Origin of the sequence: Streptomyces roseirectus (assembly GCF_014489635.1) — a bacterium.
GTDB lineage: Bacteria > Actinomycetota > Actinomycetes > Streptomycetales > Streptomycetaceae > Streptomyces > Streptomyces roseirectus.
The window spans coordinates 1,504,732-1,529,758 of record NZ_CP060828.1; the positions used below are offsets into that span (position 1 = coordinate 1,504,732).

The 25,027-nt window shown below is 72.6% G+C and carries 19 protein-coding genes and 1 riboswitch; of the genes, 1 reads left to right on the plus strand and 18 read right to left on the minus strand.

The window, feature by feature from the left end; translation table 11 throughout:
• Positions 1-2 precede the first annotated feature (2 nt).
• From IAG44_RS06110 to IAG44_RS06155, 10 genes are all read right to left on the minus strand, one after another.
• Positions 3-440: a roadblock/LC7 domain-containing protein gene (locus tag IAG44_RS06110; protein WP_187746096.1), complete on the minus strand. Its 438-nt coding sequence runs from the start codon at positions 438-440 to the stop codon at positions 3-5.
• A 268-nt stretch (positions 441-708) separates the two neighbouring features.
• Positions 709-3,156 (minus strand): ATP-binding protein, encoded by a 2,448-nt coding sequence (locus IAG44_RS06115; protein ID WP_187746097.1) that lies wholly within the window; start codon positions 3,154-3,156, stop codon positions 709-711.
• Positions 3,157-3,523: 367 nt separating this feature from the next.
• Positions 3,524-4,717 (minus strand): MBL fold metallo-hydrolase, encoded by a 1,194-nt coding sequence (locus IAG44_RS06120; RefSeq protein ID WP_187746098.1) that lies wholly within the window; start codon positions 4,715-4,717, stop codon positions 3,524-3,526.
• A gap of 734 nt (positions 4,718-5,451) precedes the next feature.
• The gene (locus tag IAG44_RS06125) at positions 5,452-6,225 is read right to left on the minus strand and encodes an SIMPL domain-containing protein (protein WP_187746099.1); all 774 of its coding nucleotides are present in this window, start codon (positions 6,223-6,225) and stop codon (positions 5,452-5,454) included.
• Positions 6,226-7,346: 1,121 nt separating this feature from the next.
• Positions 7,347-8,132, minus strand: coding sequence for an SGNH/GDSL hydrolase family protein (locus IAG44_RS06130; protein ID WP_187752533.1), 786 nt, complete (start codon positions 8,130-8,132; stop codon positions 7,347-7,349).
• A gap of 149 nt (positions 8,133-8,281) precedes the next feature.
• A complete protein-coding gene (locus IAG44_RS06135) occupies positions 8,282-8,998 on the minus strand; it encodes a DUF6250 domain-containing protein (protein WP_187746100.1) in 717 nt (238 codons plus the stop codon).
• A gap of 75 nt (positions 8,999-9,073) precedes the next feature.
• A complete protein-coding gene (locus IAG44_RS06140) occupies positions 9,074-10,114 on the minus strand; it encodes a GDSL-type esterase/lipase family protein (RefSeq protein WP_187746101.1) in 1,041 nt (346 codons plus the stop codon).
• A 32-nt stretch (positions 10,115-10,146) separates the two neighbouring features.
• Positions 10,147-10,989, minus strand: coding sequence for an exo-rhamnogalacturonan lyase family protein (locus IAG44_RS06145; RefSeq protein WP_187746102.1), 843 nt, complete (start codon positions 10,987-10,989; stop codon positions 10,147-10,149).
• Positions 10,990-11,233: 244 nt separating this feature from the next.
• On the minus strand, positions 11,234-12,298 hold the full coding sequence (locus IAG44_RS06150) for a LysM peptidoglycan-binding domain-containing M23 family metallopeptidase (RefSeq protein WP_187746103.1): 1,065 nt from the start codon (positions 12,296-12,298) through the stop codon (positions 11,234-11,236).
• A 2-nt stretch (positions 12,299-12,300) separates the two neighbouring features.
• Positions 12,301-12,471: riboswitch (cyclic di-AMP (ydaO/yuaA leader) on the minus strand.
• 294 nt (positions 12,472-12,765) lie between these two features.
• The gene (locus IAG44_RS06155; RefSeq protein ID WP_187746104.1) at positions 12,766-14,838 is read right to left on the minus strand and encodes an alpha-galactosidase; all 2,073 of its coding nucleotides are present in this window, start codon (positions 14,836-14,838) and stop codon (positions 12,766-12,768) included.
• A 202-nt stretch (positions 14,839-15,040) separates the two neighbouring features.
• Between IAG44_RS06155 and IAG44_RS06160 the strand changes: the two genes are divergently transcribed.
• Positions 15,041-15,841 carry a tyrosine-protein phosphatase gene (locus IAG44_RS06160; protein WP_187746105.1) on the plus strand — a complete coding sequence of 267 codons (801 nt, stop codon included), beginning with the start codon at positions 15,041-15,043 and terminating at the stop codon, positions 15,839-15,841.
• A 17-nt stretch (positions 15,842-15,858) separates the two neighbouring features.
• Here the strand turns inward: IAG44_RS06160 and IAG44_RS06165 are convergent, their stop codons facing one another.
• The 8 genes from IAG44_RS06165 to shc form a co-directional block, all read right to left on the minus strand.
• Positions 15,859-15,984: a DUF6126 family protein gene (locus tag IAG44_RS06165; RefSeq protein ID WP_187746106.1), complete on the minus strand. Its 126-nt coding sequence runs from the start codon at positions 15,982-15,984 to the stop codon at positions 15,859-15,861.
• Positions 15,981-16,592 (minus strand): helix-turn-helix domain-containing protein, encoded by a 612-nt coding sequence (locus tag IAG44_RS06170; RefSeq protein ID WP_187746107.1) that lies wholly within the window; start codon positions 16,590-16,592, stop codon positions 15,981-15,983. Before IAG44_RS06170 ends, IAG44_RS06165 begins: the two co-directional genes overlap by 4 nt.
• A gap of 64 nt (positions 16,593-16,656) precedes the next feature.
• Positions 16,657-18,042: an aspartate aminotransferase family protein gene (locus IAG44_RS06175; protein WP_187746108.1), complete on the minus strand. Its 1,386-nt coding sequence runs from the start codon at positions 18,040-18,042 to the stop codon at positions 16,657-16,659.
• A complete protein-coding gene (dxs, locus tag IAG44_RS06180; RefSeq protein WP_187746109.1) occupies positions 18,039-19,970 on the minus strand; it encodes a 1-deoxy-D-xylulose-5-phosphate synthase in 1,932 nt (643 codons plus the stop codon). Before dxs ends, IAG44_RS06175 begins: the two co-directional genes overlap by 4 nt.
• 27 nt (positions 19,971-19,997) lie before the next feature.
• Positions 19,998-21,155 (minus strand): flavodoxin-dependent (E)-4-hydroxy-3-methylbut-2-enyl-diphosphate synthase, encoded by a 1,158-nt coding sequence (gene ispG / locus IAG44_RS06185; protein WP_187746110.1) that lies wholly within the window; start codon positions 21,153-21,155, stop codon positions 19,998-20,000.
• Entirely contained in the window at positions 21,152-22,174 is a 1,023-nt protein-coding gene (gene hpnH, locus IAG44_RS06190; protein ID WP_187746111.1) for an adenosyl-hopene transferase HpnH, read from the minus strand. Before hpnH ends, ispG begins: the two co-directional genes overlap by 4 nt.
• Before the next feature lie 5 nt (positions 22,175-22,179).
• Complete coding sequence (locus tag IAG44_RS06195) at positions 22,180-22,821, minus strand: phosphorylase family protein (protein ID WP_187746112.1); 642 nt, start codon at positions 22,819-22,821, stop codon at positions 22,180-22,182.
• Positions 22,821-24,977, minus strand: coding sequence for a squalene--hopene cyclase (gene shc / locus IAG44_RS06200; protein WP_246561548.1), 2,157 nt, complete (start codon positions 24,975-24,977; stop codon positions 22,821-22,823). The genes IAG44_RS06195 and shc overlap by 1 nt, the downstream gene beginning before the upstream one ends.
• Positions 24,978-25,027: the final 50 nt, after the last annotated feature.

Consider the following 25,027-nt stretch of genomic DNA (forward strand, 5'->3'; position numbering starts at 1 on the left):
GCTCAAGACCTCATCGCCGGGGGTTCGACGGGGTGCTGCCGGGGCGCGGTCACGAGGTACGGCCGCACGCTCTTGACCAGCATCGCCATCTCGTAACCCAGCACCGCGGCGTCGGCCTCGCGGCCGGCCATCACGGCGAGGCACGTGCCGGAGCCCGCGGTCGTCACGAACAGCAGCGCGGAGTCCAGTTCGACCACCACCTGCCGTACGTCCCCGCCGTCCGCGAACCGCACGCCCGCGCTGCGGCCCAGCGAGTACAGGCCCGAGGCCAGCGCCGCCATGTGGTCCGCGCTGTCGTGGTCCATGCCGTGCACGGACTTCACCAGTCCGTCGCACGACAGCAGCACCGCACTCGTCGTATGCGGCACCCGCTGCACGAGGCCGCTCATCAGCCAGTCGAGATCGGATACCTGGCCGGTCGTCGGCGCATCGCTCGCCATGGTGGATCGACTCCTTGAGGGGGTTGCGGAGGTCAGCGGTGGGGGTGGGAAGGCTTGGGGACATCGACGTCCGCGGCGGCCACCGGGACGGTTCGCCGGGGGCGCCTGCCCGTGGGGCGGGGGCTCGGGGCGGACGCCGGGGTGGAGCGGGGGTGCGTCCGTCCCGGGGTGAGGGCGGACGGCGTCGGCGGGGCGGGGGTGTCCGGTGCCGAGGGCGCCTCGGCGGGCGTCGGGGGCGGGAGGGGGTGCGTGTCGTGTGGGTGCTCGGTCATCCGGCCGGGGCCGTTCCGTCGTGGTGGGTGTGGGTCGCGAGGGTGGGGGTGGGGTCCGGTTCCAGGCCGAGCTGGGTCTCCGCGAGGCCGATGCCTCGCTGGAACGCGGCCATCAGGCCCGGGTCGTGGCCGCCGGGGTCCTCGCCGCCGGGACGGGGCGCCGGGCCGCCGCGCAGTTGCGGCGCCAGGTGTTCCTGCGCGCGCCGCCTTGGCAGCCGGGGCTTCTCCATCGTCCCCCGCACGGCCCCCGCTCTCGGCACGGGCGCCTGCCCCTGCACCTCCTCGACGGCGGCCCGGTCCTCGGCCCGGATCCCGGGCACGGCCTCGGCGGGGGTGGGGCGGTCGGCGCGGGGGGTGCGGACGGGGAGGGGAGCGGGGCGGGTTGCGCCGCCGGGGCGGGCGACGCCGTCGGGGTGAGCGGCGTCGGCGAGGTGAGCGGCGTCGCCGGGGTGAGCGGTGTCGGCGGGGTGGGGTACGCCGCCGGGGTGTGGGGCGTCGGGGTGGACGGCGTCGGCGAGTTGGGTGGCGTCGGCGGCGGGGGTGCCCGCGTACGTGTCTCCCGGCGCGGGACCGTCCGCGGCGACGCCTGGGTACGCGCCGTCGGGAAGCGGCGTCCCCCCGAGGGCGGAACCGCCGGGAGCGGAGTGGCCGAGGGTGGGGTCGCCGAGGGCGGAGTCGCCGGGGTACGTCCCTCCCGTGGCCTGACCGCCGGAGCCGTGCGTCCCCGGACGAGCGTCCCCGGCGAGGTACGCGTCTCCCGGTGCCGCCCCGTCGAGACCGGCACGCGTGCCGGCGTCCACCCGCCGCGCGCCGCCGAGCCGATGCGCGCCGCCGCCCGGACGTCCGCGCCCGGACGCCGGGTCACCGGAGCCGTGGCCTCCCGGACGGGCTCCCCCGACGGGCGCCGCGCCGGAACCGTACGCCTGCTCGGACACCGCCCCGCCGGGACCGTGGGTCCCCTCCGGCACCGGTCCGCGGGGACCGCGTGTGCCCTCGGGAACCGCGCTGCCTGGGCGCGTCCCGTTCAGCCGGTGGGTCCCCCCGGAACCCTGGCCGGTGCCCGGCGTGCCGTTCCGCCCCGCGTGCCGGGGTGTCGGGCGCTGGGGCGGGGGCGGGGTCGCCTGCCCGGCCGGGGACGTGCCGGGGGCGTTCGGGGAGGGCGGGGCCGGCGTGGGCGTGCCGGGTGCGGCGGTGGTCGTCGCGGAGGGTGCCGCCGTCCTCGTCCCCGAAGTCCCGGGCATGCCCGAGGAACCCAGCAGTTCCTGCGGGACGACCAGTACCGCTTGGACCCCGCCGTAGATGTTGCTCTGGAGCCGCACCCGGATGCCGTGGCGGCGGGCGAGCTGGGAGACGACGAAGAGGCCGATGCGGCCGTCGGCGAGGAGGCGGCCGACGTTGACCTGGTCGGGGTCGGCGAGGAGGGCGTTCATGCGGGCCTGTTCGTCGGGCGGCATCCCGAGCCCCCGGTCCTCGACCTCGACGGCGAGCCCGGAGGTGACGAGGTTGGCGCGCAGCAGGACCTGCGTGTGGGGCGCCGAGAAGACCGTCGCGTTCTCGACCAGCTCCGCGAGGAGGTGGATGACGTCGGCGACGGCGTGCCCGCGCAGATCCCCGTCGACCGGCGGCACCAGCTTGACCCGCGAGTACTGCTCGACCTCGGCGATGGCGGAGCGCAGCACCTCGGTCATGGCGACGGGGTGGCTCCACTGCCGACGCGAGACGGCGCCCCCGAGCACGGCCAGGTTCTCGGCGTGCCGGCGCACGCGCGTGGCGAGGTGGTCGACGTGGAAGAGCCCCTTGAGCAGGTCGGGGTCCTCGATCTCGTTCTCCAGCTCGTCGAGCAGCAGGATCTCCCGGTGCACGAGCGACTGGAGCCGCCGCGCGAGGTTGAGGAAGACCTCCAGCTTCTGCTCGCTGCCGGTCCGGCTGGACAGCTGGGTCGCCTGGACGACCGCGGTGACCGCCCCGTCGTGCGTGCGCGCCAGATCCGCCGCGAGCAGTTCGAACTCGTCGGCGTCGGCGGGCGGCAGCCCGCGCGTGCGGCGCTGCGGGGGCGTCTCCCCGCGGCGTAACGCCTCGACGAGCGCCCGCAGGTCGGCCTCGGAGCGCGCGGTGGCCCGGCGCAGCGCGTCGAGCCGGTCGGTGACGGACCGCGCGGTGCGCCCGGCGGCGATCGCGGCGACGGTGATCCCGAGTCCGGTCACGGCGGCGGCCGAGGCGAGGACGGCCCACAGTGTCGGCCCGAGCCGCGCCCCGGTCGCGCGCACGGTGAACAGCACGACCGCGCACGCGCCGAGGGCGACGGCGGTGGGCGGCAGCACCGCGAGCCGTGTCAGGTGCGGCCGTATGTGGGTCTCGGCCGCTGCGGTGCGGGCGACCGGTCGTCCGTGCCGTCCGCCCTCACGGCGGTCTGCGCGTGCGGCGGGTGCGCGGAGGTGCGACATCCGTGTCCTCGTCCTGGTCCGTCGGGCCCCGGTTTCGGCGCGCGCGTGGGTGCGCGCTCAAGGGGTGGGCCTTGCCTGTGCGGCGACTCACAGTAGTTGCCAACGCACCGCCTCCGGCGGGCAGTTGGCGAACTCCTGCGGCAATCGTCCCGCTCTGGTATGAGCCCTCGCACACCTGCCCGATAAGGCTCCGCGCGTGGGTGTCACGAAAGGAAAAGGACTGATCAGAGGCGGTCCGAACCGATCCCGGACGGAAGCCTGGACACCCCTTCGACCGACGGTCACTCAGCGTGCATGCTCTGGCCATACAAAACGCCGGGGCGAGGTCTTTCCGACCTCGCCCCGGCGTCCGCGTTCGCGACGGCCCTCAGCCCTCGCCGACGAGCCCCAGGTCCTCGCGCGACACCTGCGGCACCGGCCACTCCCGCTCCAGCGGCGCCGACACCTCGCGCCACCACGCGCGCGCCGGGATCTCCCCGCCGGGCTCGAAGGGCGCCCCCGCGACGGGGACGGCGACGGCCTGGCCGACGGCCTCCCCGGCGGCCAGCGACCACTCGCCGGGCTCGGCCCACGCGTGCGGGGCGAGGTTGAAGGTGGCCCAGTGGATCGGCAGCATGACGCCGGACGGGGCTCCGCCCTGGAGGTCGAGGTGGGCGCGCATGCCCTCCTCGGGCGTCATGTGGATGTCGGGCCAGAACTCCGAGTACGCGCCGATCTGGATCATCGTCACGTCGAACGGGCCGTGGGCCGCGCCGATGTCCTTGAAGCCCTCGAAGTAGCCGGTGTCGCCGCTGTGGTAGATCCGGTGCTCGCTCCCGGCGACGGCCCAGGACGCCCACAGCGTGTGCTGCGTGTTGCGCAGGCCCCGGCCGCAGAAGTGGCGGGCCGGCGTGGCGGTCAACGTGAGGCCGCCGACCTTCGTCTCCTCGTGCCAGTCCAGTTCCCGCAGACGGTCCGCCGGAACGCCCCAGCGCTCCAGGTGCGCGCCGACGCCGAGCGGGACGGCGAACAGGGTGCCCGTGCCGGTCAGCGCCTTGATCGTGGGCAGGTCGAGGTGGTCGTAGTGGTCGTGCGAGATGACGACGACGTCGACGGGGCCGAGGGCGGCCAGCGGCACGGGGGCGGGGTGCAGGCGCTTGGGGCCGGCGAAGGGGAACGGGGAGCAGCGCTCGCCCCAGACCGGGTCGAACAGCACGCGGTGGCCGTCGATCTCCGCGAGGACGCTGGAGTGGCCCATCCAGGTCACGCGCAGGCCGGTGACCGGGGGTTTCGCGAGGTCCGCGAGGGTCGTCGCGTGGACCGGGATCGTGCCCGAGGGGGCCCTGCGCAGCCTGGTCTCCTTGTCGAAGAACGTCTTCGCGAGGTGCGCCGCCGCGCCTGCGGGACGGGGGCTGCCCGCGCCGCCGGGGTTCTGGAAAACACCGTCCTTGAAGTGAGGGGATCTACGGATCCGCGCCATGCGCTCACCGCTCGGGTCCGCGCCGAACGCCTCGGGCGTCAGCGAACTCAGGGAACGGGAACCGGCCACGGTGCCTCCAGGTGAAACGGCTGAGGATTCCATTATGGTCGGCCCCTGTGACAATCCCGTGACGGGCCCTCGACCTGCGGATATCCGCACCCGAGGCTCCGCGGGCCACCCTCAGGCAGGTACCGGCCGAGCACTCCGCCGGGCCTTCCCCGAGTCCCGGCCGGGCCTCCCGCTGGCCGCCGCCTGTGGGCACCCCGCCGCCCCCTTCCCAGGCCCGCGCAAGCCGCCCACCGGCCTTCCCCGCGTCCCGCGCGGGCTTCCTGCCGACCAGTGCCGGTGGACACCCCGCCGGTCCCTGCCCCGGGCCCGCGCGAGCCGACCTCCGATCGGTGCCAAGCGGGCCGGTAGGCCGGTGAGGCCGGTAGGCCGGTAGGCCGGTGAGGCCGGTAGGCCGTGAGGCGGGTGAGGCGGCAAGTACACCCCGCCGCCCTCTCCAACCCCGCGCGGGTGCCCGTAGGCCCGCGCTGGTCGAAACCCCGCCAGCCCCTCCAGCCCCGCGCGGGTGCCCGTCAGCAGGCGCTGGCCGCACACCCCGCCGCCCCCTCCAGTTCCGCGTGGATACCCGTCGGCCCACGCCGGTCGGGCGGCGGCGTCTTCCTCAGGCCCACGAGGGGCACCCACGCTGTTCCTCGGCGCCATCGCCTTCGGCGTCGCCTTGCTCGGGCCCACGCAGGCGACCCGTCGGGTTTTCCGGTGCCGCTGATGTGAGGTGGGCTGTCATACCGAACCCGCGCGGGCCGACCGGACGGCCCGCGCGCGGGCGCCGGTCAGTCCAGCTCGTACACCGCCGTCACCGACGAGGTCGCCTTGATCTCGCCGGGCGCGAGCGGCACGGAACCGAGGCCGCCGGGCGGCATGTCGGCGGCCATCGGCGGCGCCGGGGTCACGTAGCCCGTGCCGCCCTCGCTGAGGGTCACCAGGCGCCCGAGCGTACGGCCGCTGAGCGCGGCGTACTGCTCGGCCTTGCTGCGCGCGTCCGCGAAGGCGGCCTTGCGGGCGGCGCGCTGGAGGGGTTCGCGGTCGGCGAGGTCGAAGACGACCGAGTTGATGCGCCCCGCGTCGCCGGTCGCGTCGGTGACGGCCTGGAGGACGGCGCCGGTCTTCCCGATCTCGCGGACCTTCACCACGAACGACTGCGCGGCCCGGTACCCGGTCAGCACCGAGGTGCCGTCCTGGTAGTCGTACACCGGGCTCAGGGACACGCTGTCGGTACGGACGTCCTTGTCGGCGATCCCCTGCTGCGCGACGGCCTTCAGCAGCGCGTCCGCCGCCTTGTTCTGCGCGGCCAGCGCCTCCTTCGCGGTCTTGGCGGTCGCTTCCACACCGACGCCCACCACCGCGAGGTCCGGCTCGGCGGTGGCACTGCCGTCGCCGGTCACCGTGACGGTCGTCGGCGCTGGCTCGGCGCGCGCGACCACGGGCGCGGACTCGTACCCGCCGTCCAACGCCGCGGCACCGGGCGCGGCGACCGCCGGCAGCCCCAGCGCGAGAAGACTCACCGCGAACGCGGCGGTGGCACGTGACCTACGGGAGCGGTTCATCCGCCGACCCTCCACAAGTTCGGGAACAGTACGCGCCGCCCAGACACCCCCAGCCGACGCCCGGCCATCCCAACACCCACCCCCGTTCCCCCACCCACACCACACCCGTACGATCACCTCACTGGCGGAGCGCACACACGGGCCACCGCCACAGCCCGATCCTCCCCACCGCGCCGACGCGACACGTCGGGACGGTGCAGCGGGACGCCGGAACGCCATCCACCGAGGCAACGCCCCGCGTGGGCGCTGAGCTCCAGCTGCCACCGGCGACTCACCGCACCGCGCCCCACCGCTCCGGGCCACGGAGAGGTAGGCCGTCGGGCGGTGCAGCCATGCGGGCCCGTCCGGCCTCCGCCCGGAGCCGAAGCGACGGCTGCCGCCCTGCCGGGCCACCGGCTCCGCGCCGCCGCACCACCCACCGGGACGTGACCGTCCGCCCCCGGAGTGGCATCACGGGCCAGACCCGCACGCCGACGGCCCAGCAACCGGCCGGACGCCGCACCGCAATGCCCCGCGCGCGGGGCTACGTGGGTGTTCGGGTGGCATCCCGCCCAGTGGTGCAGGGCCCTCCGGACCGCGCTCGTCCGAGTGCCCTGCGATCGCCGGCTCGGCCGAAGCCCATCCTGCTGCGTGAGCCGGTCAGAGCGGCGGGGGGCGGCAGCCCTGGGCCGACGGGCGGAACCCGGCCACGACCTGCGAAGCCGTGACAGCCGAGCGGCTACACCACTTGGCGGCACGCCACCGGTGTCCGCTCACAGCGGCCTCCCCGGGGCACTACGCGAGCCCCAAGCCACGCGCCCGCGTACGGCACCCCGGTTGCAGGCGACCGCGTCAGCCGCCCCGTCCAGGAACACCCGCGTGAAACGGCACCCCGCTCCGGCCCGCCGCCTCACGCCACGCGCGCGGCATCGCCCACCACCCCGGCCCACCCCGCCACGCGCGCGGGCACGCCCCGAACCGGCCCAGAAGGCTCGGCCCCTCGCGCGTGCCCGTGCGCGGGCGTGCAGAAAGCTCAGCCACTCGCGCGTGCGCGTGCGTGCGGAGGTCACCCGCGCCGGTCACCCCGCGCGAGCCCCCTGCACCGGCCCCGCGGCCCTCGACCCCGGGCCCCCGCCCCCGCCTCACGCCACCGCAGAGATCCGCATCTTGATGTCATCCGGAGACAGCGCCCCCTTGGGGGTGATGTGGTCGCCGGAGGATTCGCCGCGCAGGCGGCGGCCGATCCAGGGGACGAGGTATTCGCGGGCCCAGTGGACATCGTCGCGGCGGACTTCGAGCGCGGCGCGGGGCGGCAGCTCGGGCCAAGGCTGTTCGGGGTCGGCGGGGACGTCGAGGCCGAGGGCCTGGCCGGCGCGGAGCGCGACGCGGGTGTGGCCCTCGGGCGAGAGGTGGAGGCGGTCGTCGTCCCAGGCCCGCCGGTCCTGGACGGAGCGCAGGGACCAGAGGTCGAGGACGGGACACCCGTACCGGTCGGCGATGGCGCGGACATGCCCGTTGTACGTCGCGATCTTGCCGCGGAGGTGTTTGAGGACCGGCATCTGCCGGGTGTCGAACCCGGTCGTCACCATCACCGTGCCCGCCACCGACGCGAGCTGCGCGACGGCGAGCTCGAACCGTTCCGCGACCTCGTCGGGGTCGGTGCCGGGCCGCAGGATGTCGTTGCCGCCCGCGCACAGCGACACCAGGTCGGGCGCGAGTGCCACGGCCTGCGGAAGCTGGTCGGCCACCACTTGGTCGAGCAGCTTCCCCCGCACCGCGAGGTTCGTGTACGAGAAGTCGCCCTCGGGCCGCCGGTCCGCGAGGAGTACCGCGAACCGGTCGGCCCAGCCGACGAACGCCCCGTCGGGGCCGGGGTCGCCGACGCCTTCGGTGAAGCTGTCCCCCACCGCCACGTACGACCCGATCATCACTGTCTTGCTGTCACTCTTCGAATCGTCTGCCACAGCAGCCCATGATTCACCTTCGAATGTGACCTACGCGACCGTAAGAAAGGGTTGACGGACGGTGAGATAAGCCACCTTTAAAGACTTGACCAATCCGGGAATAAGCCCGTGCCTCAACGGCGTCCGTGGTGTAGCGACCACACCCGGAACCCCTCGATCCGGAAGTGGCTCCAGGTCGTGCGGAACGCGAAGTGCCCGGCGGTGTACGGCGCGGGGTCGGCGTAGTCGAAGACGAGCCGCCCGTTGTCCCACCACCGCACCGTCGACCCGTCGGAGACGATCCGCACCCGGTTCGGCTCGTTCGCGACGAGCAGCGGCTCGGTGTAGTCGTAGATCAGCGGCCGCACCCCCGCCTCGCCGACGTACCGGCGCAGCCGGGTCGTGGTGTTGTAGTTCGCGCCGTACCCGGAGTAGTAGGTCTTCAGGTAGTCGTACTCCGCGAGTGCTCCCCCGCGCGCGGTCGCGAAGAGGTCGTCCGGGGAGCGCACGTCGACGGCGTTCCAGAAGTTGTTGAGGTCGGAGACCCGGTCGTTGACCCCGCCCGCCCGCACCGGCGTCGCCGTGTACTCGATGACGTACGGCCCCTGGAGCGACTGCCGGAACCAGACCGTCGCCCCGGCGGGCACATCGACCTCCAGGACACCCCGGGAGGCGCTGACGGTCCCGCCCTTCTCCAGCTCGACGGCCCACTTGCCGAGCCCATGGCAGAAGTCGTCATGGGCGAGAAGCCGGCCCCTCCGCGGGGCGGCAGTCGCTTGGGCAGTGGGGGCGAGGGCCGCCAGTGCGGCGCCCGCGGCAAGGGCTCCGAACGCTCTACGCGTGGTCGTCACGGCAAGATGCTCCTTCGATGTTCGGCACGCGGTGATCAACTGTCCCCGCGAGGATCCACTCACACCACTCACCGATCAAGCCCTCCCGGACATCAGGCCGATCAGCCGCTGGGCCACCTTGCGATGCCCCCGCACATTGGGATGGACGGCGTCATTGAGGTCCCCGGCCTCGGCAGACACCCACCCCGTCGTGTCCACGAACTCGATACGCGGATCGGCGAGTTCGGCGACCACCGCCGAAACGTCCGCCGCATGGGCCCCGTTGAGCGGACGCATCGCCAACACGCGGGCATGCGGGGCGGCTTGCCGCAGCCGGATCAGGTAGGCGCGATAGGCGGCCCGGAACTCCTCGCCCCCGTACGCCACGTCGTTCGCCCCTTGGTTGACGACGACGACATCGGCCCGCCGGTCCGAACTCGCCGGTGAGCCCGCGTAGTTCCACCCGTACGCGGCCCCGGCGTCGGGCACTCCCCCGTTCCCGGTCTGGATCACCCCCTGCCGCCCGAACCCGACCTGCGTGAGCCGCGCGTGCAGCGCGTCGGCGACCAGCGTCGGATAGGCGGCCGTGGCGTCGGCGCAGTCGGAGGTGGAGTTGTCGCCGCACAGGGCGTTGACGCCTTGGGTGATGGAGTCGCCGTAGAAGACGAACCGCCGCTCGGGCAACGGCCGTTGAGGGACGATCCGCCCCTTGAGCCCCGTCAGCGTCACCCCCGTCGCCAGCGGCGGCACCCAGCGGTTCGCCCGCGAGAACACGTCCTTCACCGACAGCTCGACGGTGTGCGGACCGTGCCCGCGCGCGGTGATCGCAAGGTCCGTCCGGTCGATCGCGTGCCGCTGCCGGGGCCCGCCGTCGACGGAGACGTACACCTGCGCGGGAACGGTGACCGAGCCGACGTCGAAGAGGGCGTGCACGGTGGTCCCGGTGAAGCGGAACCGCAGCCGGGAACCGGAGTTGACGGTCACGGCGGCCTCGCCGTCACGGCTCCAGTGCCCCTCGAAGGCGAGGCGCCGGTCGTCGGGGCGGACCGTTCCGGCGGCGGAGGTCCCGTACCCGAGAGCCGGGGTGGGCGCGAGGATCAGCAGGCTGCCACAGGCCGCGAGCAGAAGCCGTCTCACACCGGAATTCATGCCGGAGTTCTTGCCTGATTTCACGTCGGTATCCGATCGCCGAGGAGTTGGTGGAGATCCAGGGGATCTCCCTTACCGTGCGCAGGACTTGGGGCGGGGAAACCGTGACTCGGGAGCAGTCGCCGGAGGGGAAGTAGGTGTCGTTGCCGGTGAAGAAATCCTTCGCGGTGATGCGACACGTTGACGGCGGTGCTCGACGTGACCGCGAACTTCCCGGTGTCCGCGTCGAGCAGACCGGTTCCGGTGAAGAAGCCGTGAGGCTGGGCGGCGATCGTCCGCAGGGAGTTGACCAGTTTCGCGCGCGCCTGTTCCGCCTTGGGGGCGTGCCGGTCACCGGGGAGGTAGCCGTCGGTGCGGACCTTGCGCTGCGGGTCGACGGCGAGGAACGTCCGTTCCACGTCGGCGAGTTCGCGCAGCAGGTCACCGGTGCGCTCGTCGCCGGTGAGGTAGTGGAAGAAGCGCCGGTTGGCGGTGGCCGAGATGCGGACCTGTTTGGCGCTGTCCGCGTAGTGCCGGGTACCGAGCAGGTAGCGGTCGGCCTTCGGGGCGTCCGGGGCGATCGCGTGGGCCGTCCGCTTCACCGAGCCGTCGGGCCGGTAGGCGGTGGGCCAGGTCCGGACGGGGACGTCGGTGCCGTCGACGGTGGTCAGTCCGAGCGGCTGCTCCGGGTGGCGGGTGCCGCGCGCCCACGGCACGCCCCAGGTGGCGCCCGCGTGGGCGTCGGGGGCGCCTTCCAGCCAGCGCAGTTCGGTGCGGGCGCCGGAGGTCGCGGCGGCCGGGCGGGACCGGGCCCAGGAGACCGAGGTGGCGGCGGCCGCGACGGCGGCGCCCTTGATGACGGTGCGTCGGTGGGCGCCGGACACGGGACCTCCAGGGAAGGAGCTTGCGGGAGGGGGCGGAGATCACTGTCTCCCCGCCCTCTTCCGGCTGTCGACGCTTCCGGCCCTCCTGCCACACGACCGCAATGAAACGATCATGAACGCGCAGAATCCGACATCCGCGCGCCCCCTGAAGGCACCCGGAACGCCCCGAAGGCCGGACCCGGGGATCGGGGTCCGGCCTTCGGAGGCGTGTCAGATGAGGCGGAGTCTCAGGTGAGGCGAGGTGTCAGACGGAGACGCCGTGCGAGCGGAGGAACGCCAGCGGGTCGATGTCCGAGCCGTAGTTCGCGGTGGTCCGCATCTCGAAGTGCAGGTGCGGCCCGGTCACGTTGCCCGTGGAGCCCGAGTAGCCGATCACCTCGCCCGCGCTGACGGTCTCGCCGACCGAGACGGTGATCGACGACATGTGCGCGTACTGCGCGTAGTAGCCGTCCGCGAGCCGGATGACGACCTGGTTGCCGTACGCCCCGGCCCAGCCGGCCGAGACGACCGTCCCGGCGCCGACGGCCCGCAGGGCGGTGCCGGTCGGCACGACGAAGTCGACGCCCGTGTGATAGCCGCTGGACCACATGCTGCCCGAGACGCGGTACCCGGTCCCGACGACCGCGCCCTTGACCGGCAGCGCGAACCCGGAGGACGACACACTCCCACCGGACCCCTTCGAGGAGCCGCCCGAGGAGGAGCTGCCGGACGAAGAGCCGCGGGAAGAGGACCGCGTCGACGCCTGCGAGTCCCGCGAGCTGTCCGACTTCTGGGACGACCGCTGCGAGGACTGCGACCCCGAAGAGCCCGACGACCCGGATGAGCCGGACGAGGACTGCGAACCGCTCTCCGTGCTCCCGGAGCCGCCACGCGCCGCCTTCGCGCCGAGCGACAGCCGCAGCCCGGGATGGATCAGCGACGGGTCGGAGCCGACGGCCTCCCGGTTGTCCTCGTAGAGCCGCTGCCAGCCCCCTCGGACGTTCTGCTCCTGGGCGATCTTCGACAGGTAGTCGCCGGACCGGACGGTGTAGACGGACGTCTTGCGGGTGCCCGACGGAGTCGACGTCGCGGACGCCGCACTGGCCGGCGTAGCGGTCCGCGCGGCCGGCACGCTCCGGGCGGCCTGGTCGCCGACGGACGCGACCGACGCGGCGGCCGCGGAGGTGTTCGCGGAGGACGCCGTCTGCGCGTGCGCCCCGGTGGCCCCGATGAGCGGTATCGCGAGCGCCGCGCCACCGGTTCCGGCGGCGGCCAGCGAACGGGAGAAACGGGGCGGCTTAGGGCGGCGGTGCTTACCCCTGGCGGACATGGAATTCCTCTCCTGCGCCTGCGAGGTGAGCTGTCGGGTGCGAGCAGGAGATGCCCGGCCGCAGCGAGGTGCGGCTTTACCCCTAGCCTCTTCCGGAGACCGGAACAGGCGGTGATTCCTGTGGGTCCCCCGCTCCTGCCGTTTCCTGTGGTCGGGTGCGGCCCCGGGCGGTGGCAGGATTCGGCGTCCGCCCGGATTGCTGGTGAACGTAGGCGACGCGGACACGCGATCACAAGCAGAATCCGCCTGTGAATTCTCCGCGCGTTGACGCGCCGTGGGCTTTCCCGGTCACCCCGCGTGCGGACACAACCGGCCCGCATGCCCAATCTCCCTTGAAAAGCGCCCCTATTACGTGAACATGACGCGTGACCCAGGGCCAGGAATATGACCCTGGTCACACGTCCGATGTAGGGCTTTCCTTATCCCGGAGCGAGCCGGAATGAAATCTGCGAATACGGACAGAAAGCTCAGATGCGGCGCAGTCGGAATACTCCCGCGTCCAGGTCACCACTCAGTCCGGTCCGCAATCCGTGATGCAGCAGCACCGCACCCCGATGAATTTCGCCCGTTTCGAGGCATTCGTACGACGCCGTCGCGTCGAGCCCCCGCAGCCGCACCGCCGGCACCGGCTCCCCGTAGTGCTGCGCCTGGAGCCAGGCGAGGACGACCGTCTCGTCCCCGCGCACGTACTGCACGGCGCTCAGCCCGCCCTGCGGCGCCCTGAGCCGGTACAGGTCGCCCTGCTGGACGACGGGCCGGATCTCCTTGTAGAGCTCCACCCACTCGCGCGCCTCGGCGAGTTCCGCGTCGGTCCACTCGGAGAGGTCGCCGCCGACGCCGAGCACCCCGGCGAAGGAGCTGACGAACCGGAACTTCAGCGAGCTGACCCGGTTGTTCAGCTGGGTGTTGGGGCTGTCGGTGACCCAGGCGGCCATCACGCGCGCGGGATGGATCTGGCTGAAGCCGTGCTGGATGGCGAGCCGGTCCAGCGGGTCGGTGTTGTCGGAGGTCCACACCTGGTCCGTGCGGCTGAGGATGCCGAGGTCGATCCGGCCGCCGCCGCCCGAGCAGGACTCGAAGGCGACGCCGGGGTGCGCCGCGCGCAGCCGGTCGAGCAGGGCGTACAGCGCGCGCACGTGGTCGACCCACAGGCGCTGCGGGTAGGGGTCGCCGGGCCAGCCCGCGTCGGTGAAGCAGCGGTTGAAGTCCCACTTCACGTAGTCGATCGGGGCGCTGGACAGCAGGCCGTCCAACTGCTCCCACAGGTACTCCTGGACGTCCTCGCGCGCGAGGTTGAGCATCAGCTGGTTGCGGGACTCCGTGCGCGTGCGGCCCTCCTGGAACTGCACCCAGTCGGGGTGGGCGCGGTAGAGGTCGCTGTCCGGGTTGACCATCTCGGGCTCGACCCAGATGCCGAACTGCATGCCGAGGCCGTGCACCTGGTCCGCGAGGGGCTTGAGGCCCTGCGGGAAGCGGTCGGGGTTGGGCGCCCAGTCACCGAGGCCCGCACGGTCGCTGGTGCGCGCGCCGAACCAGCCGTCGTCGACGACGAACAGCTCGACGCCGATGTCGGCCGCCTTGCGCGCGAGGACGAGCTGCTGCTCCTCGGAGATGTCGAAGTTGGTCGCCTCCCAGGAGTTGAACAGCACCGGGCGGTCCTGCCCGGCGTCCGGGATCACGTGCTCGCGCTGGTAGGCGTGCCAGGCGCGGCTGGCGCCGCCGAAGCCGCCGGCGGACCACAGGGCCGCGAAGACGGGCGTCGTGAAGGAGTCGCCGTCGGCGAGGAGCAGGAGGCCCGACTCGTCGTGTCCGGCGCCGCCGGTGATCTGCACGCGCGCGTCGGGAAGCTGGGCGACGGCGATCCGCCAGGAGCCGGACCAGCCGAGGGCGGCGGTGAAGACCTCGCCGGTCTCCTCGGTCGCGTCGGTGTCGAGGGCGACCCAGGGCAGGTGCGGGTGCCCGGTGTGGCCGCGCCGGCTGCCGATGACCTTCTCGCCGTAGGTCAGGCGCGTCTGCGTGAGGCGGGACTCCGCCGCCCAGCGGCCGTGCAGCTGGGACAGGCGCCAGCCCTCGCGGTGCGGGAGCGTCCAGGTCGCGGAGTCGGCGCGCAGCAGCTCCAGAGGCTCGGCGCCGTCGTTGCCGAGGACCGCCCAGCGCTCGACGACGTCCCCGCGCATGCGGTAGTGCAGGGCGACGGTCAGTCCGCCGTCGCGGAACGTGATCCGCAGTTCGTCACCCTGCGCGTCGTACGACTCGAAAGCCCACTCGGTGCCCCGGCGCGCGGGCGTGCGCACGGAGAGCGCGGGGCGCGTGAAGCGGGGGCCGCCCTCGACCGGGTACTCCTCGCGCCCGTCCAGCGGGGACTCGAACGACGAGCAGTGCGGGAGCGGGATCGCGGCCAGGGCCTCGGCGTCGGCCAGGGCGATCACCGGTCCCCAGTGCAGGTGCAGCAGTTCGCCGCGCTCGGTGAGGTGGAGGGCGTAACTGCTCGTGGGGCCCGACAGGACCCACGTACGCCCGTTCTCAGCGGTTTCCAGCATCAGACCCTCACACGATCGAAAAGCAGATTAAACACATACGAACAGGTACGACCAGACAGGAACATCATCGGGGGTGGCGGGCCCAACCGGCAACGCCTGTGGACAAGCCATTGGCTGTCACACCCATGTCGTATCGTCGACAACGTGTCCCACCGGCCATTTCTGAGCCGCGCCGGGCGGGACCGACTGGGAGGGAGACCCCGTGACGCAGCAGATCCCCTCGACCGAACCCGAGCTGGCAGGCGTACGCAACTTCCGTGACGTGGGCGGCCTGCCGACGACTGACGGGCGCCGGGTGCGCCACGGCCTGCTGTACCGCAGCGGCCACCTGGCGCACGCGACCGAGGAGGACGCCGCGTTCCTGGCCTCCCTGGGGCTGCACACGGTCTTCGACTTCCGCAACGCGGCCGACCAGAAGCTGGAGGGCCCCGACGTCGAGCTGCCGGGCACGCGCAACGTGAACCTGCCGCTGTCGGACCCGGCGGACGGCGCGGAGTTCTGGAAGATGGTCCGCGACGGCCGGATCGAGGAGCTGCGCGAGATCCTGGGCGACGGCAGGGCGGCGGGCCGGATGACGGCCTCGTACCGGACGATCATCCGCACCCGCACCGGCGAGCACACCCAGGTGCTGGCCGCCCTCGCCGACGACAGCGTCCCCGCGCTCATGCACTGCGCGGCCGGCAAGGACCGCGCGGGCCTGTCCATAGCCGTGACGCTCCTCGCCCTGGGCGTCGAGCGCGAGGCGATCGTCGCGGACTACCTGGAGTCCAACGCGACGCACCGCCGCTACCGGCTGCGCGGCGCCGACGGCTCCGCCCCGCCCGAGCGCTCCCCCGAGATCACCGCACTGCTCAGCCCTCTCTTCGAGGCTCGCGTGGAATACCTCCAGGCGGCGTTCGACACGATCGACGAGAACTGGGGATCGGTGGACGCCTACCTGGAGCACGGCCTCGGCGCCGGCCCGCAACTACGCGCGCGCCTGCGGGACCGCTTCCTGGAGTGAGCCCCCGCCCCCTGCCGCTACTGCTTGGCCCCCAGCTCGAACAGCAGCCACAGGAACCCGGCGAACAGATGCCCGCCGACGACGTAGATGAGCAGCCGCACCCACAGCCCGCGCGGGAACCGCTCCTCGCGTTGTTCGGTCATCGCGTCTCTCCAGGGGTCGGGCCCAGGCACAGGGCGGCCGTGGGGCTCTGCAGCAGGGTGTGGACGAAGAGCAGGTCGACGCCGGGCTCGTCGCGCGCGGCGATGCGGTGCGGGGTCAGCGAGTCGAAGTGCGCGCTGTCCCCGGGGTCGAGGAGGTGCGTGGAGTCGCCGAGGGTCAGCCGCAACCGCCCCTTGAGGACGTACAGCCACTCCTCCCCGGGGTGCACGCGCACGATGTCGCCCTGGGCCCCGTGCGGGACGCGCACCCTCAGCGCCTGCATCCCGCGCCCGGCGGCCCCGGCCTGGACGTACGTCCACCCGCCCGCCTCGGTGGGCTCCATGTCCCCGGCGCGCACGACGGCGTCCCGGGTCGGTGCCCCCTCTCCCAGCAGCTCCGAGACCGTCGTACCGTAGACCCTGGCGAGCGCCAGCAGCATCGGCAGCGACGGCTGCCGCTGCCCGGTCTCCAGCCGCGACAGGTGCGCGGGCGACAGCCCGGCGGACCGCGCGGCGGCCTCCAGCGTGAGGGAGGCGCGCCGCCTGAGGGCGCGCAGCTGAGGTGCCATCGCCGGAACCCCGGCGACCGGCTCGACGTCCGGAGTGCTCATGCCTCCATTCAGCCCCGAGCTTGCCTCTGGGGCAACTTTCTTGCCTCAGAGGCAAAACCCGGGATCACCGGTTGGCCACCGCCTGCTTGATCAGCGTCTTCCCGAAGTCCCACATCAACCCGCCCCCGCTGTGCGCGTCGTCCATGACCTCGGTGAACGCGGTCACGAACCGGTCGACGTCCGCCTCGTCGACGACCAGCGGCGGGATCAGCTTGATGACCTCCAGATGGTCCCCGGAGACCTGCGTGAGGATCCGGTGCCGCTGGAGGAGGGGGACGACGACCATCTGCGCGAAGAGCCCCTTGCGGGCGGCCTGGAGCATCGCCCAGCGGCTGCGCAGCTTCAGCGAGGACGGCTTCCCGAACTCGATCCCGATCATCAGCCCGCGCCCGCGCACGTCGGCCAGCAGCTCGTACGTGTCGATCAGCGCGGTGAGCCGGGACTTCAGCAGCTCGCCGACGCGGCGGACGTGGGCGACGGTCTGCTCGTTCTCCATCACGGTCAGTACCGCGAGCCCGACGGCCATGGCCTGCGCGTTGGACCCGAAGCTCGCGGAGTGGACGAGGACGCGGTCCATGGACGAGTAGACCTTCTTGAAGATCCAGTCCCGGCCCAGCGTCGCCCCGACGGGCACGTACCCCCCGGAGAGCGCCTTCGCGACGCACACCAGGTCCGGCTCGACCCCGTCCTCGTGCTGGTGGGCGTAGAAGTCCCCGGTCCGCCCGAGCCCCGTCTGCACCTCGTCGGCGATGAGCAGCGCCTTGTGCCGGCGCAACAGCTCCTGCGCGCCCCGCAGATACCCCGGCGGCGCCTCGTGGACCCCCTTGCCCTGGATCGGCTCGACGATGAGCGCGGCGACGTCGCCCTTCCTCAACTCCCGCGCCAGGGCGTCGAGATCGCCGAGCGGGACGGCCGTGTCGGGCAGCAGGGGCGCGAACCCGTCCCGGAAGCCGTCCTCGCCGTTGACGGAGAGGGCGCCGGTGGTGAGGCCGTGGAAGGCGTGCTCGCAGTACAGGACGCGCGGCCTGCCGGTCGCGTACCGGGCGAACTTCAGGGCCGTCTCGACCGCTTCGGTGCCGCTGTTGCCGAAGAAGACGCGGTCCAGGTGCGGGCTGTGCGCGAGGAGCCGTTCGGCGAGCAGGCCCGGCAGGGGCTGGCAGTCGAAGCGGGTGAGGTCGGCGAGGCCGAGGTCGAGGACGTCGTGCAGCGCCTTGCGGATGACGGGGTGGTGGCGGCCGAGGGCCATCACCCCGAACCCGGCGAGCATGTCGAGGTGGTCGTTGCCGTCGGCGTCCCAGAAGTGGGCGCCCTCGGCCCGCTCGTACACCTTGTCGAAGCCGATCGTCCGCAGCATGCGCGGCAGTTGGGGGTTGAGGTACCTGTCGTGCAGCCCGTACCGCTCGGCGCCGCGCGCGGCGAGGAGGGCGCCGAGGTCGAACTCCGTGCTCATTCCGTCTCCTTGACTACGAGATCCCGGGCTGCGGCGTCCTGAGCCGAGACGTCCTCGGCCGCCACGTCCTTGACGGCCAGGCTCGCCCCGATCCGCCCCGCGATCTCCACCGGCGTCAGCCCGAGGTCCGCCAGCACCTCCCCCCGCTTCGCGTGCGCGAGGAACTGCTCGGGAATCCCGAACCTCCGTACGGGCACGTCGACTTCGGCGTCCCCGAGCGCCAGCTCCACCGCCGATCCCACCCCGCCCGCACGGGAGTTGTCCTCGACGACGGCCACGAGCCGGTGCCGCGCGGCGAGGCCGGGCAGCTCGGGGTCGACGGGCTTGACCCAACGCGGGTCCACGACCGTGCAGTCGATCCCCCGCGCCGCCAGCAGCTCGGCGGCCTGCAGACACACCGGCGCCATGACCCCGACGGCCACGAGCAGGACGTCCGTCCCCTCGCGCAGGACGTCCATGTTCCCGAGCCGTCCGACCGCCGGAACCACCGGCCCGACCGACTCCTTGGGGAACCGGATCAGTGTGGGCGCGTCGTCCACGGCGACCGACTCCCGTAGCTGGAGCCGGAGTTGGTCGGCGTCGCGGGGCGCGGCGATGCGCAGTCCGGGCACGACCTGGAGGATCGACAGGTCCCACATCCCGTTGTGCGAGGCCCCGTCGACCCCGGTGACGCCGGCCCGGTCGAGGACGAAGGTGACGCCGCAACGGTGCAGGGCGACGTCCATGAGGAGCTGGTCGAAGGCCCGGTTGAGGAAGGTGGCGTAGACGGCGACGACCGGGTGCAGTCCGCCGGTCGCGAGGCCGGCCGCGCTGACGGCCGCGTGCTGCTCGGCGATGCCGACGTCCCAGACCCGGTCCGGGAAGCGCGCGGCGAACGCGCCGAGGCCGACGGGGTGGAGCATCGCGGCGGTGAGGGCCACGACGTCGTCGCGCTCCTCGCCGATGCGGACCATCTCCTCGCCGAACACCGACGTCCAGGAGGGCCCGCCGGACGGCGCGAGCGGTGCGCAGGTCGCCGGGTCCATGACGCCGACGGTGTGGAAGTGGTCCTCCTCGTGCGCGAGGGCGGGCTCGTAGCCGCGCCCCTTCTCGGTGAGGCAGTGCACCAGCACAGGACCGTGGAAGCGTTTCGCGCGGCGCAGCGCGGACTCGACGGCCCTGGTGTCGTGGCCGTCGATCGGGCCGACGTACTTCAGACCCAGGTCCTCGAAGAGGCCCTGCGGCGCGAACGCGTCCTTGAAGCCCTTCTTCGCGCCGTGCAGCGCCTCGTACACGGTCTTCCCGACGACGGGCGTGCGCTTGAGGACGTCCTTGCCCCAGGCGAGGACGCGCTCGTAGGAGTCGGTGGTGCGCAGGGTCGCGAGATGGTTGGCGAGGCCGCCGATGGTGGGCGCGTAGGAGCGCTCGTTGTCGTTGACGACGATGATCAGCGGCCGGTTCTTGGCGGCGGCGATGTTGTTCAGCGCCTCCCAGGCCATGCCGCCGGTCAGCGCCCCGTCCCCGACGACGGCGACGACGTGGCCCTTCTCGCCCTGCACGTCCCGCGCCTTGGCGAGGCCGTCGGCCCAGCCGAGGGCGGTGGAGGCGTGGCTGTTCTCGATGACGTCGTGCTCGGACTCCTCGCGGGAGGGGTAGCCGGACAGGCCCCCCTTGCCGCGCAGCTTGGAGAAGTCCTGACGTCCCGTCAGAAGCTTGTGTACGTACGCCTGGTGGCCGGTGTCCCACAGGATGCGGTCGGCCGGTGACTCGAACACCCGGTGCAGGGCGATCGTCAGCTCGACCACGCCCAGGTTGGGTCCGAGGTGGCCGCCGGTCCTGGCGACCGCGTGCACCAGGAACTCCCTGATCTCCTCGGCCAGTCGGCGCAGTTGCGGCTCGGTCAGCGCCTTCAGGTCGCGCGGCTGCCGGACGCTCTCCAGAATCGTCACGCTCGGGCCCCCTTCGGTCCGTGCTGTTCAGCTCACGGTGACGGCCGGCTCCCCCGCCTCGACGCCGTCCTTCTCCATCTGCGCGGCGATCTTCATCGCCTCCTCGATGAGGGTTTCGACGATCTTCGACTCCGGGACGGTCTTGACGACCTCCCCCTTGACGAAGATCTGCCCCTTGCCGTTGCCGGAGGCCACCCCGAGGTCCGCCTCACGCGCCTCCCCGGGCCCGTTGACGACGCACCCCATCACGGCCACCCGCAACGGCACCTCCATGCCGTCGAGACCCGCCGTGACCTCGTCGGCGAGCTTGTAGACGTCGACCTGCGCGCGCCCGCAGGACGGACAGGACACGATCTCCAGGCGCCGTTGCCTCAGGTTCAGCGCCTGAAGGATCTGGATGCCGACCTTGACCTCCTCGGCGGGCGGCGCCGACAGCGAGACCCGGATCGTGTCGCCGATGCCCTGCGCGAGCAACGCCCCGAACGCGACGGCCGACTTGACGGTCCCCTGGAACACCGGCCCCGCCTCGGTCACCCCCAGATGCAGCGGGTACTCACACTGCGCGGCGAGCTGCCGGTACGCCTCGACCATGACGACCGGGTCGTTGTGCTTCACGGAGATCTTGAGGTCTCGGAAGCCGTGCTCCTCGAACAGCGACGCCTCCCACAGCGCGGACTCGACCAGCGCCTCCGGCGTAGCCTTCCCGTACTTCTGGAGCAGACGACGGTCCAGGGACCCGGCGTTGACCCCGATCCGGATCGGCGTCCCGTGATCGTTCGCGGCCTGCGCGATGTCGCGCACCTTGTCGTCGAACTGCTTGATGTTCCCGGGGTTGACGCGGACCGCCGCGCACCCGGCCTCGATCGCGGCGAACACGTACTTGGGCTGGAAATGAATGTCCGCGATCACCGGGATCTGCGACTTCCGGGCGATCGTCGCCAGCGCGTCCGCGTCGTCCTGCGTGGGACAGGCCACGCGGACGATCTGGCAGCCGGACGCGGTGAGTTCGGCGATCTGCTGGAGGGTCGCGCCGATGTCCGACGTCCGCGTCGTCGTCATCGACTGCACCGAGACGGGGGCCCCGCCCCCGACCGGTACCGGCCCGACGTCGATCCGCCGCGAGACGCGTCGCGCGGCGATCGGGCGGGCCGGTACCTCGGGGACGCCCAGGGGGACGGTGGTCACTCGCGGTTTCCGGCGACGGTCTCGCGCATGGCCCGCAGCGACTCCTTCAGCGAGCCCATGGTGGCGAGGACGGCGGTGGGTTCGTAGCCGCAGTGGGCCATGCAGTTGTCGCAGCGGGGGTCCTTGCCGCGGCCGTACTTGTCCCAGTCGGTCTTCTCGATGAGTTCGCGGTACGTCGGGACGTAGCCGTCGCTCATCAGGTAGCAGGGGCGCTGCCAGCCGAACAGGGAGTAGTTGGGGATCGCCCACGCCGTGCAGGGGAAGTCGACCTTGCCCTCCAGGAAGTCCAGGAAGAGCGGGGAGTGGTTGAGCCGCCAGCGGCGCCTGCTGCCGCCGGAGAACGCCTTGCGGAACAGTTCGTGGGTCTGTGCGACGCCGAGGAAGTGGTCCTGGTCGGGGGCCTTCTCGTAGGCGTAGGCGGGCGAGATCATCATCTCGTCGACCTTGAGGTCGTCGTTGAGGTAGTTCAGGACCTCGATGATGGTCTGCGGGGTGTCGGTGTTGAAGAACGTCGAGTTGGTGGTGACCCTGAAGCCGCGCCGCTTGGCCTCCTTGATCGCCTCCACCGCCTCGTCGAAGACGCCCTCCTTCGCCACCGACTCGTCGTGCCGCTCACGCAGGCCGTCGATGTGCACGGTGAACGCGAAGTACGGGGACGGGGTGAACTTGTCGATCTTCTTGCGCAGCAGGACGGCGTTGGTGCACAGGAAGACGTACTTCCTGCGGGCCACCAACTGGCGCACGATCTCGTCGATCTGAGGGTGCATCAGGGGCTCGCCGCCCGCGATCGACACCATCGGGGCACCGGACTCCAGGACCGCGCCGACGGCCTGGGCGACGGGCATGCGCTGCTTGAGCACACCGGCCGGATGCTGGATCTTTCCGCAGCCCTCGCACTTCAGGTTGCAGGCGAAAAGGGGCTCAAGCTCCACGATCAGGGGGAACTTGTCCCGCTTGCGGAGCTTCTGTTCGGCCAGGTATGTGGCGACTTTGATGGACTGACGCAGCGGCATGGCCATCTGGCTCACCTCCGGGGGAGCAGCACATTACGGTGCCATTCGAAGAAAGAAGGCAGGACGGAACGAAGGACGCGGAAAGCCGATATTCCACCGCGCAGCGTGCCGATCCGGACGAGTTCATGTTCCGGAGCGTCCACGACCACCCGGACGGCCGCAACGGGGCGCGTGCCCGCGCGCACGGCGCTCAGAAGCGTCGCGGCGGACTCCATGTCCACCGCGATCGCGCCGGTCGCCCTGAGCGCGGACCGCTCCGGGCCCCGCACGACATGGTCGGACCCCACCAGGGGCCCGGTGTGGACGGTGCGCCCCGGCAGGGTGCGCGCGAGTTCCTTGACGAGCAGGTCGGTGTCCCAGCAGGGCACGCTCCCGCGCGGATCCCGGGTCTCCTCGGCGACCACCAGGTCACCGGGGTGCATCCCGGGAGCGAGCCCCGCGCAGAACCCGGTGGCGAGCACGGCGGCCCCTTCGAGCGGCGGATCTGCCAGCACCCGCCCGACCGACCGCTCGGCGGCCCGCGGCCCCATCCCGGTGCGCAGCACGGTCACGGGCCCGGCGGCCCCGCCCCTGTCCCCCAGGCGCAGGGCGACGTGCTCGATGCCCAGCGCGCAGGCGATCAGCAGCGGGGCCGGGCCGGACGGGGCTCCCATCAGCTCGCCTTGACGCCGGACGGCCCGGCGGAGGGCGCCTGCCCCGGACTCCGGCCGCCGGGGGCGGAGACGCCCCGCCCGGAGGCGGTGCCGGCGGAGGACCGCCCGCCCGGACCAGCACCCTTCTGCGCCGCCCCCGGCGCTGGACCGGCACCCTTCTGCGCCGCCTCCGGCGTCCGCACGAACACCGGCTCCCCGTTCACGTACCGTCCGAGCGCGGTCAGCGGGAACACCTGCCGGTACAGGTGGTAGTTGATCGAGAAGTCCCACGGGAACCCCGTACCGGTGAAGTACGGCTCGTCCCACGAGCCGTCCTCCCGCTGGGTCCGCGCGAGCCACGCGATGCCCCGCTCGACGGCCCGCGAGTCGCGTTCACCCGCCGCGAGCAGCGCCATCAGGGCCCAGCCGGTCTGGGAGGGCGTGGAGGCGCCGCTGCCGGCCCACTTCGTGGAGTCCTGGTAGGAGCGCAGGTCCTCGCCCCAGCCGCCGTCGTCGTTCTGGACCCGCTCCAGCCAGGCGACCGCGCGGCGGATCGCGGGGTGCCGGCCGGGCAGCCCGGCGGCGACGAGGGCGGGGACGACCGAGCCGGTGCCGTAGACGTAGTTGACGCCCCAGCGCCCGAACCACGAGCCGTCCGGCTCCTGTTCGGCGAGCAGCCAGGCGATGCCGCGCCGGGTGCGCGGGTCGTGGGACAGCCCCTCGACCGCCAGCATCTCGACGACGTGCGCGGTGACGTCGGCGGACGGCGGGTCGATGACCTCGCCGAAGTCGCAGAACGGCAGCCGGTTGGGGAAGGGGCTCGTGTTGTCGACGTCGAACGCGCCCCACGCCCCGTTCCTGGACTGCATCCCGAGGTTCCAGCGCACCCCGCGCCCGATCGCCCGCTCCACCCGCTCGGGGTCGTGGTGGCGCACCCGGCGCAGCGCGAGGACGACCTCGGCGGTGTCGTCGATGTCGGGGTAGTTGTCGTTGTGGAACTCGAACGCCCAGCCCCCGGGCGGCAGTCCGGGCCGGCGCACGGACCAGTCGCCGGGCCGCACGATCTGCTCGCCGAGCATCCAGTCGGCGGCCTTCACCAACTGCGGGTGGTCGGCGGGCACTCCGGCGTCCGCGAGCGCGATGGTCGCCAGGCACGTGTCCCACACCGGCGACTGGCACGCCTCGATCATCCGCGCGCCGTCCTCACGCCACACCGCGTACCGGTCAAGGGACTCCAAGCCGGCCCGCATGACGGGGTGTTCGAGGTCGTAGCCGAGCAGGTGCAGGGCGATCACCGAGTACACGGCGGGCGGCTGGATCCCGCCCCAGCAGCCGTCGTTCTCCTGCCGCTCGACGATCCAGCGGGCGGCGGAGTTCAGCGCGGCCCGCCGAAGCCGGCGCACGGCGAACGGCCGGTAGCCGCGCACGACCTTGTCGAGCCGCTGGAAGAGCCCGTCCCAACTCCCCAGCGGGGCAAGCGGCTTGGGCGGGTTCGGCACGGCGGGGTCGGTGTGCAGCTCGTCCAGCGGGAAGGGCGCCGGGCGCACCGGGCGCTTCGCGGAGACGACGGTCAACGGCACGATCGTCTGCCGGGCCCAGCAGCCGAAGTTGTAGATGGACAGCGGGAACCACTTGGGGAAGTAGATGAGCTCCGGCGGGAGTTCGGGCAGGTCCTCCCACTTCCACCAGCCGAACAGGGCCAGCCAGATCCGGGTGAAGACCCGGGTGGCGGCGATGCCGCCCCGGTCGCGGATCCACTCGGCGGCCCGCGCCATGTGCGGCGCGTCGGGCTCGTCCCCGGCGAGGCGGAGGGCGACGTACGCCTCGACGGTGGCGGAGAGGTCGGCGGGGCCGCCGAAGAAGGTGGCCCAGGTGCCGTCCTCGCGCTGCTCGCCCCGGACGAACAGGGCGGACGCGCGGGTCGTGGCCTCGTCGCGGATGCCGAGGAACTGGCGGAGCAGCAGGTCCTCGGCGTCCATGGTGACGTTGGTCTCCAGGTCGCCCTTCCACCAGCCCTGCGCGTCCTGGTGGGCGAGCAGGTGGTCGGTGGCGCGGCGCATGGCGCGTTCGGCGGCTTCTTGTACCCCGGCCGCCACGGGGATGGTGATGTCGGTGTCGCTGGCCGAGGCAGCGCGGGGCGGCAGGGCCCCGGTGCTTCCGTCGGTCGTCGCTGTCATGGCTTCCCCTTCAGTGCAGTCGTGCGAAGTCGTGCTGCTGTGGGTCCGCC

Coding starts and splice junctions, on each gene's coding strand:
- IAG44_RS06110 (WP_187746096.1), bottom strand. CDS start 440: ATGGCGAGCGATGCGCCGACGACCGGCCAGGTATCCGATCTCGACTGG.
- IAG44_RS06115 (WP_187746097.1), bottom strand. CDS start 3,156: ATGTCGCACCTCCGCGCACCCGCCGCACGCGCAGACCGCCGTGAGGGC.
- IAG44_RS06120 (WP_187746098.1), bottom strand. CDS start 4,717: ATGGAATCCTCAGCCGTTTCACCTGGAGGCACCGTGGCCGGTTCCCGT.
- IAG44_RS06125 (WP_187746099.1), bottom strand. CDS start 6,225: ATGAACCGCTCCCGTAGGTCACGTGCCACCGCCGCGTTCGCGGTGAGT.
- IAG44_RS06130 (WP_187752533.1), bottom strand. CDS start 8,132: ATGATCGGGTCGTACGTGGCGGTGGGGGACAGCTTCACCGAAGGCGTC.
- IAG44_RS06150 (WP_187746103.1), bottom strand. CDS start 12,298: ATGTCCGCCAGGGGTAAGCACCGCCGCCCTAAGCCGCCCCGTTTCTCC.
- IAG44_RS06155 (WP_187746104.1), bottom strand. CDS start 14,838: ATGCTGGAAACCGCTGAGAACGGGCGTACGTGGGTCCTGTCGGGCCCC.
- IAG44_RS06165 (WP_187746106.1), bottom strand. CDS start 15,984: ATGACCGAACAACGCGAGGAGCGGTTCCCGCGCGGGCTGTGGGTGCGG.
- IAG44_RS06170 (WP_187746107.1), bottom strand. CDS start 16,592: ATGAGCACTCCGGACGTCGAGCCGGTCGCCGGGGTTCCGGCGATGGCA.
- IAG44_RS06175 (WP_187746108.1), bottom strand. CDS start 18,042: ATGAGCACGGAGTTCGACCTCGGCGCCCTCCTCGCCGCGCGCGGCGCC.
- hpnH (WP_187746111.1), bottom strand. CDS start 22,174: ATGGCCATGCCGCTGCGTCAGTCCATCAAAGTCGCCACATACCTGGCC.
- IAG44_RS06195 (WP_187746112.1), bottom strand. CDS start 22,821: ATGGGAGCCCCGTCCGGCCCGGCCCCGCTGCTGATCGCCTGCGCGCTG.
- shc (WP_246561548.1), bottom strand. CDS start 24,977: ATGACAGCGACGACCGACGGAAGCACCGGGGCCCTGCCGCCCCGCGCT.